1 protein-coding gene is annotated in these 2,091 nt (G+C 68.9%); it reads right to left on the reverse strand.

Going from position 1 to position 2,091, the window contains the following annotated elements; genetic code table 11:
- Positions 1-34: 34 nt before the first annotated feature.
- Positions 35-2,091 (reverse strand): cadherin-like domain-containing protein (locus F1193_RS16835; protein ID WP_170263741.1); only part of this gene is annotated, 2,057 nt, incomplete at its 5' end.

Here is a 2,091-nt window from a genome sequence, read left to right on the forward strand (position 1 = left end):
AGTCGCCCATCCAGCGCGGCTTGAGGACTCTCAATCACGCCGCGGCCTGCCGCCAGGCCGTGTTCACCGCCGCGAGGACGGCCGCGTCGGTGATGCTGCCGTTGGCCGTGGCCGGATCGAAGGCCACGCCGTTGTGGCTCGAAGCGTAATTGGCCTCGAACGTCGCCATGGCCGACACCAGCTGGCCGAGGGCGTCGTTGCTCAGCGCAAAGCCGTCCGACGAACGCATGGTTGCGAGCTGGTGGTTGCTGTCCACGAACCAGTCGTCGATCGTCAGGCGGTCCTGGTTGCCGAGGATGCGGATGGCGAGGTCGTCGCCGGCGCGGGCGAGCCAGAGCTGCAGCTTGGAGACCCCGATCTGCGCGGTACCCTCCGCCGTGGCGCGCCCGTCCGGTGCCGAATTGTCGACGAGGTCGTGACCGTCGCCGGTGCCGAACACATAGATGTCGTTGCCGCCACCGCCAATCAGCAGATCGTCGCCGGCGCCGCCAACCAGGATGTCCGCTCCAACTCCGCCCGCGAGCGTATCGCTGCCCGCCGTTCCGGTGAAGGTTTTGGCCGTGGCAGTCTTGGCCGTGGCCAGCGCCCGCGCGTCGCCGAACACCTGCATCTTGACGCTGGTGCCGCTGGCGTCGGCGAGCGTGCCGCTGCTGTCGGTCCAGGTGATGGCGAACCCGCCGTCCGCCAAAGCGGTCACCGCCGGCCGCCATTGGGCGTTGGCGATCTGGGTGTTGACGCGGAAGTCCTCGCCGATCCTGGTCCCGTCGGACCCGTACACTTGGGCCGTGATGCCGCACCAATCGGTGTCGTCGAGCGTGCCGCGATAATCGACCCACGCAACCACGAACCCGCCGCCGGCCAGTCCGGCGATACCGAGTGGCTCGCGATACTGGGTTGGGTCCGTCAATGCGAGCTCGGACCCCACCTTGTTGCCCGAGGCGTCGAACATCTGGGCTTTTGCGGTGGAGCCCCACCACGCGACGGCGAAGCCGCCATCCGCCAGTGCGGCCACCGTCGGGCGAGTGTCGAGACCGGAGGTCGCGCTGGTGTTGATCGCAAACTCCGAACCGATCTTGCCGCCAGCGGCATCGAACAACTGGCCTTCGATGCCGTAACCGCCGCCGCTATTCGGCTGGTTTTCCCAGGTGGCCACGAAGCCGCCGTTCGCAAGCCCGGTGATCGTCACCAGCCCCTGCCAGCCCGCCGTTGTCGTGTTGACGAGCAACTCGGGGCCGACCTTGGCGCCGGTCGCGCCGAAGATTTGAGCCTTGACGCTGTGGTCGCTGTCGCCGCCCATGCCGCTGCTGTCGTCCCAGGCGACGACGAAGCCGCCGCCAGAGAGAGCTGTCACCGACGGCCAGACCTGGCTGCTGGCGGTTTCGGTGTTGACGCGGAACTCCGGCCCGAGTTTTGCGCCAGCGGCATCGAACACCTGGGCCTTGATGCCGCGGCCGTCGTCGCCGAGCGTCCCGCTGTCGTCGTTCCACGCGATCACAAACCCGCCGTTGGCGAGCCCGGCCGCGACCGGTGTATCCTGGTAATTTGCAGTCCCGGTGTTCACCAGGAACTCGGAGCCGACCTTGTCGCCCGCTGATCCGAATATCTGCGCCTTGATGCTGCTGCCCTCGCCGTCGCTGACGGGGCCGCCGTCCACCCAGGTGACGACGAAGCCGCCGGTCGCGAGCCCGGCCGCCTTCGACGCGCTTTGCCAGCCCGCCGTCACCGTATTCACCAAGCTTTCGGTCCCGATCCGGTAGATGCCGTCCGGGGTCGGCAGGTCGTCGCGGCCGCCGACCGCCACGGTGACGGTCGCGGTCGAGGTCGCCCCGGCGGCGTCGCGCATCGTGTAGGTGAAGGTGTCCGTCGCGGTCTGGCCGGCGCCGAGCGCCTGCAGCGCCGCCGCCGCGCGCGGATCGTAGACCACGCTGCCGTTCTCGATCCGCACCGTCGCGCCGCAGGCCGAGATCGCCGACACCGACACGAGCGTCTTCGTGTCTCCGGCATCGACATCCGTGTCGTTGGCGAGCAGGCTCGCAGCCGACAGCACCAGCGGCGTCTCCTCGTCGGTCGCCGCAAGGTCGTTGTGCGCGA

The organism is Blastochloris sulfoviridis (genome assembly GCF_008630065.1).
GTDB classification, from domain to species: domain Bacteria; phylum Pseudomonadota; class Alphaproteobacteria; order Rhizobiales; family Xanthobacteraceae; genus Blastochloris; species Blastochloris sulfoviridis.